Source organism: Mesorhizobium sp. (assembly GCF_004962925.1).
In the GTDB taxonomy this organism is placed as follows: domain Bacteria; phylum Pseudomonadota; class Alphaproteobacteria; order Rhizobiales; family Rhizobiaceae; genus Mesorhizobium.
The window spans coordinates 10,717-17,081 of sequence record NZ_SUEO01000093.1; the positions used below are offsets into that span (position 1 = coordinate 10,717).

Annotated in this window: 7 protein-coding genes; all 7 read left to right on the plus strand. The window is 63.6% G+C overall.

The window, feature by feature from the left end:
* Positions 1-380: substrate-binding domain-containing protein (locus E5W87_RS18870; protein WP_292400620.1), on the plus strand; the 380-nt coding region annotated here is incomplete at its 5' end.
* A gap of 37 nt (positions 381-417) precedes the next feature.
* Entirely contained in the window at positions 418-1,683 is a 1,266-nt protein-coding gene (locus E5W87_RS18875) for an ABC transporter substrate-binding protein (protein ID WP_292400623.1), read from the plus strand.
* Positions 1,684-1,755: 72 nt separating this feature from the next.
* Positions 1,756-2,601 carry a carbohydrate ABC transporter permease gene (locus E5W87_RS18880; RefSeq protein ID WP_292400625.1) on the plus strand — a complete coding sequence of 282 codons (846 nt, stop codon included), beginning with the start codon at positions 1,756-1,758 and terminating at the stop codon, positions 2,599-2,601.
* Positions 2,598-3,440 carry a carbohydrate ABC transporter permease gene (locus tag E5W87_RS18885; RefSeq protein WP_292400628.1) on the plus strand — a complete coding sequence of 281 codons (843 nt, stop codon included), beginning with the start codon at positions 2,598-2,600 and terminating at the stop codon, positions 3,438-3,440. Before E5W87_RS18880 ends, E5W87_RS18885 begins: the two co-directional genes overlap by 4 nt.
* 21 nt (positions 3,441-3,461) lie before the next feature.
* Entirely contained in the window at positions 3,462-4,502 is a 1,041-nt protein-coding gene (locus E5W87_RS18890; protein WP_292400631.1) for an ABC transporter ATP-binding protein, read from the plus strand.
* A 54-nt stretch (positions 4,503-4,556) separates the two neighbouring features.
* A complete protein-coding gene (locus E5W87_RS18895) occupies positions 4,557-5,837 on the plus strand; it encodes a trehalase family glycosidase (protein ID WP_292400634.1) in 1,281 nt (426 codons plus the stop codon).
* 275 nt (positions 5,838-6,112) lie between these two features.
* Positions 6,113-6,365: FAD-binding protein (locus E5W87_RS18900; RefSeq protein WP_292400637.1), on the plus strand; the 253-nt coding region annotated here is incomplete at its 3' end.

Genomic DNA, 6,365 nt, shown 5'->3' on the forward strand with positions numbered 1-6,365 from the left:
ATGTGGCGACGGCGCCGCGCTTCGATCGCGGCGCCCGCATCCACGCCATCAACCGGCTGCTGCATGCTGCCGAGCGGCCGACGGCCATCGTGGCACTATTCGACGAGCTGGCGCTCAGCGTCATGGAAGAGGCGGCCCGCGCCGGCCTGACCATCCCTCGCGACCTCTCCGTCATCGGCTTCGACAACATCGCCGCCTCTGCCTATGCGCCGCCGGGCCTCACCACATTCGATGCCTCGATCCGCCAATGCGCGCGCGAGATCGGCGAGATGCTGCTGACCGTCATCGGCGACAGGTCCGCCGCGCCGCTGACGCGGCTGATCCGGCCGACATTGGTTTCGCGGGCAAGCCATGGGCCAGTATCCACAGGAAAAAACTGACGTCGGGGACGGCGCACAACCAGGGAGGAAGACCACAATGAATGCGTTGAAGACATTGGCCGGCGCCGCACTCGCGCTGTCGATCGCGATCGGCGGAGCGCAAGCCCAGGTGCTGTTGTGGTCGACGCAGGCGCGGCCTGTGGAAGAGACGCAGAAAATGCGCAGCGAAGTGCTGAAAGCGTTTGACGGCGAGGTCGACTATCAGGTCGCCGAGGACGGGCCCTGGCTCACTCGCCTCCAGGCCGAACTGCAGGCCGGCTCCGGCACCATCGGCGTGCTCGGCGGCTTGCACGGAGACTTCTCCACGGTCGGTGCGGACCTTGTCGATTTGTCCGGCGTCGATGTCGGCGGTGTCAAGCTCAACGAAGCCTACAAGAAGCTGGGCATGCTCGGCACGGGCGAACAGAAATATCTGCCGTGGATGCAGGCCACCTTCCTGATGGCAGCCAACAAGCAGGCGCTGCAATATCTGCCGGCAGGCACCGATCTCAACACCATCACCTATGACCAGCTGATCGAATGGGCGAAGAATATCGCCGAGAAGACCGGCTCGCCGAAATTCGGCTTCCCGGCCGGACCGAAGGGGCTGAAGCACCGGTTCTTCGAAGGTTTTCTCTACCCGTCCTACACCGGTTCGATGGTGACGAAGTTCCGCTCGGCGGAGGCCGAGACCGCGTGGAACAAGTTCAAGGAATTGTGGCAGTACACCAACCCGAATTCGACCAGCTATGCCTTCATGCAGGAGCCACTGCTGACCGGCGAAGTGTGGGTGGCGTTCGACCACGTGGCGCGGCTTGCCGATGCGTTCAACCAGAAGCCCGACGAGTTCGTCGCCTTCCCGGCGCCCGCTGGGCCTGCCGGGCGCGGCTACATGCCGGTGATCGCTGGCGTCGCCATACCCAAGACCTCGCCGGACATGGACAAGGCCAAGGCACTGGTCGCGTATATGCTGAAGCCGGAAACGCAGATCGCGACGCTCAAGGCCACCAACTTCTTCCCCGTGATCGACGTCAAGCTGCCCGACGACATGCCGGTCTCGGTGAAAGCCTTCGGCCCGGTGATCGCCACCATGACCGGCGCGCCGGATGCGTTGCCGGCATTGCTGCCGATGGGACTCGGCGATCTCGGCGGCAAGTTCAACCAGGTCTATGTCGACAGTTTCGAGCGCATCGTGCTCGGTGGCCAGGATGTGCGTGGCGTGCTCGATGAACAGGCGACGGCGCTCAAGGCGCTCATCGACCAGTCCAAGGCACCGTGCTGGGCGCCCGACAAGCCATCTGAAGGCGCCTGCCCGGTCGACTAGAATCCTCCCGAGGGGGCGTCCGGAACTGTTGCGCTCCGGGCGCCCTTTCATATGCCGCACAGAGAACACACCATGCACGGCAAAGCCCTGCCCTATCTGCTGCTGATGCCGGCGACGCTGTTCCTCTGCGTCTTCTTCCTCTACCCGTTCGCGCTGGTCGCCTTCGAGGCTTTCACCCGCGATGGCGGCTTCACGCTGGACAATTTTCGCACCATGACCGGCAACTGGAAGTTCCCGGTCGCCTTCTGGAACACCATCCTGCTCGCCGCCATCGTCGTGCCGATCCAGCTGGTCATGGCGCTGTTGATGGCCACGGTGGTGTCCAGGCTCGAAACCGGGCGGGGTGCGGCGCTCTACATCTTCGCCATTCCGCTCGGCATCTCCGATCTCGCCGCCGGGCTGATCTGGCTCGCCATTTTCGACCAGTCCGGCTTCCTCAACACGCTGCTGTCCAACCTCGGCCTCGTCGACCGGCCTGTCATGTTTCTCGGCTACCAGAGCAAGCTGACCATCTTCATCGCCGTGGTGCTGGCCGAAATCTGGCGGGCGACCGCGATCATGATGGTCATCCTGGTCGCTGGCATGGGACTCATCCCCCGGGAATACCACGAGGCAGCCGAAGTCTTTGGCGCGAGCCCGTGGAAGCGCTTCGTCAAGATCACACTCCCTTTGCTGCGTCCCAGCCTGCAGACGGCGATCATTCTGCGCGTCATCCTCGCCTTCGAGGTTTTCGCGGTGGTGGCGGCGCTCGGCGGCACCAATTTGCCGGTGCTGATGGGTGAGACCTACAATTGGCAGTTCTCGTTGCAGGACCGCAACGTTGCCGCCGCCTTTGCCCTGCTCATCCTCGCCATCTCGGTCGGCCTCACACTGTTCTTCCTGCGGGTGCTGCGTGTGCCGAAGGAAGCGCGCATATGAGCGTCGTGGCAGAGATACCAATCGCCGCGCCCGCGGCCCGTAAGGCCGGCAACTGGCTGCTGGTCGCCACCGTAATCCTGCTTTCGGTCTGGGTGCTGCTGCCGATCTATCTCCTGATAGTCAATGCCTTGTCGTCGCCGGAAGAGGTCACTGCCTTTCCGAAACGCTTCTTGCCTTCCTTCGATTTCGGCAGCCTGTCTTTCTTCATCAATTTCGCCGGCGTCGGCCGAGCGCTATGGAACTCGGTCCTCGTCGCCACGCTGACGATGATCCTCTCGATCGGCTTCGGCGCGCCCGCCGGCTACGCGCTGTCGCGCTTCGATTTTCCGGGCAAGGGCACGTTCCGCTTCCTGGTGCTGATGACCCGCGCCTTTCCGCTGCCGCTGCTGGCGCTGCCGCTTGCGGTGATGTTCATCCGCACCGGCCTCGACGACACCGCCATCGGGCTGGCGCTGGTCCACACCACGCTAGCTCTGCCCTTCGCGGTGCTGATCACCTTTTCGCTCTTCTCAGGCATTCCGGTAGAGCTCGAGGAAGCGGCGTGGACGCTCGGCTGCACCCGCCTGCAAGCGTTTCGCAAGGTCATCCTGCCGCTGGCACTGCCCGGCATCGCGGCCTCGGCGGTCTTTGCCTTCACCATCTCCTGGAACGAGGTGTTCGCCGCCGCCGTGCTCACCATAGAGAACCGGACGCTGACCGCCTTCCTGCTGCAGAGCCTCGGCGAGTCGCCGCTCTATCTCAAATTCGCCGGTGGGGCGGCGCTGGTCATCCCAGCGCTGATCTTCATCTTCGCCGTCCGCAAATACCTGTTCGCCATGTGGGGGATCGCCAACCGATGACGCGCGATAGGGAGAAAGCCGATGGCTGAGATCGCCATAAAACATGTGGCCAAACGCTTCGGCGGCTTCACCGCGCTGCATTCGATAGACCTCACCATCGCCGACCAGGAATTCATGGTACTGCTCGGCGCCTCGGGCTGCGGCAAGACGACATTGCTCAGGATCGTCGCCGGTTTGGAAACGCCGAGCCAGGGCGAGGTCTGGATCGGCGGCCGTCGCATCGATCATCTGCCGCCGCGCGACCGCGGCATCGCCATGGTGTTCCAGAACTATGCCGTCTTTCCGCATTTGACGGTGTTCGAAAACATCGCTTTCGGCTTGCGCATGAAGAAATTGCCGCAGCAAGAGGTCGAACGCCGCGTCACCCGCACCGCCGAACTCATGCATATCGAGCAATTGCTGAAACGCTATTCGGGCCAGCTTTCCGGCGGCCAGCGCCAGCGCGTAGCGGTGGCGCGCGCGCTCGCCATGGAGCCCGACGTCATCCTGATGGATGAGCCGCTGTCCAATCTCGACGCGCTGCTCAGGCTCGAAATGCGCGCCGAACTCAAGGGCGTGCTCGCCGCGTCCAAGACCACCACCATCTATGTCACTCACGACCAGGTCGAGGCGATGAGCCTCGCCGACCGCATCGCCGTCATGCATCAGGGCCATATCGTCCAGGCTGCCTCGCCGGTCGAGGTCTATCGCAACCCGGCCGCCCGCTTCGTCGGCTCCTTCATCGGCAATCCGCCGATGAATTTCATTCCCGCGACGAAGACTGCAAACGGAAGCTGGACCGTCGCCGGCCTGACGCTGCCCGGCCCCAAATCGGACAAGCACAAAATTGAGTTCGCCATTCGCCCTGAAGATGTCGACGCAGGTGACGAGGGGCTGCATGCCACCGTGCGCGTCGTCGAGCCGCTCGGCCCGCACACGCTGGTCACCTGCGATGTCGAGGGTGGGCTGTTTCGCGCCATCCTCGAATCGAACGCCGCGATCGCCGTCGGCGACCACCTGCGACTTGCGCCCAAAGCCGATCGCATCCGCTGGTTCGATCCTGAAACCACCAACGCCCTTTGATCCCGCCCTTCAATCGCGCCAATGCCCTTCAATCCCGAAAGTACGAACGCTTCAATGATCTCTCTTGCCGTCAACGAAACCATCACCCGTGCCGTCGAGGTGCTCAGGGAAAACGACCACGGCAACTACACCATCCCGACGAAGGGCCTCTATCCGTTCCAGTGGAACTGGGATTCCTGCCTGACCGCGCTCGGTCTTGCCCACTATGACGAAGCGCGTGCCTGGACCGAGATCGAGACGCTTTTCGCCCATCAATGGCCGGATGGCATGGTGCCGCATATCGTCTTCCACGTCCTGAACGACAGCTATTTCCCCGGGCCGGAGGTCTGGAGAACCAACCGCCCGACTGCCACCTCCGGCATCACCCAGCCGGCGGTGGCGGGCTTTGCCGTACGCCGCCTGTTCGACCGGGCCAAGGACAAGAAACTGGCGGCCGAGCGCGCCCGCGCGCTGCTGCCGAAGATCGACGCCTGGCATCGCTGGTTCTACGAAAATCGTGATCCAAGGGACGAAGGACTGGTCGCCATTATCCACCCATGGGAGTCCGGCCGCGACAATTCCATCGACTGGGACGACGCCTTCGAGCGGGTGCCGACCGAAGGCGTCGAGCCCTACACGCGCCGCGACACCTTGCATGCCGACCCGGAGCACCGGCCGACCAAGGCGCAATATGACCGCTACCTCTGGCTGCTGCAGCATTTTCGCGCACTTGGCTGGGACAATGCAAAGCTGCACGATGCCTCACCCTTCCAGATCGTCGACCCCGGCTTCAACGCCATCCTGATCCGCTCAGCGGCCGACCTGGCCGATCTCGCCGAGACGCTGGGTGAAATGGAGATCGCCGACACCAACCGCAGCCGCGCCAAAAAAGGGCTTTCGGCGATGGAGCGGCTGTGGAGCGATGCACACGGCCAATATCTCTGCCTCGACCGCGTCACCGGAAAGCGCGTCGACAGCGCTTCGGTGGGCGGCATCCTGCCGGTCTTCTCGGCCATCCCGAAACCCCGTATCGCTGTAATCGCCGCCACCATCGAGCGTATTGCCGGCAAGGCACGCTACATCGTCCCGTCGCACGACCTCGACGATCCCCGCTTCGACGCCAAGCGCTATTGGCGCGGGCCGGTCTGGCTGGTGGTCAACTACATGATCGCCGACGGCCTTGCCGCTGCCGGCTTTGCTGATGTCGCCCGGCATATCACCCAGTCCAGCCTCGACCTCATCGCCGATAGCGGCTTTGCCGAATATTACGACCCGCTCAGCGGCGAACCGCTCGGCGGCGGCCGTTTCACCTGGACGGCGGCAATGGTGATCGAGTTCCTGAAGAGCAAGAGATGAGTCAAATGGGGTTCTTGCCAAAGACCCCATCTCAGCGTGCCGTCCAGAATGGTCGAGCGGATGTTGTCGCCAACCTGCTTGGCGGCCCCGCATCAGTTTGACAAACAGCAGGCCGCGCCTATGGTCGACCTGTTACAGGAGCGACGCATGGCGAACACAACCGGCTGTATTTTTGGCGGGGTTTCCGCACGTTTACCGGACGACAGAAATCGGTCGCAGCCCTCGCCTCTTCCGGCCGCACCGGTGCGTCCGGCCCATTTGCGTCCTTGAGCCTCATGTCCCAGAGGGTTGCCGAGCTCCTGTCGCGGCTGGAAAAGCGGCTGGACAGGTCAGCGATCGTTTCGGCCGACGAGGCCGGGCCGCGTTACAGGGAAGATCCCGACGGCAAAACCGGTGCCCTGCCGGAAATCGTCTTGCGTCCACGCACGGCCGGCGAAGTGTCGGACATATTGCGCCTGTGCAACGAGGCGGGTCAGAGGCTTGTTGTCCAGGGAGGACGGACCGGGCTTGCCGGTGCGGCTCGCATCC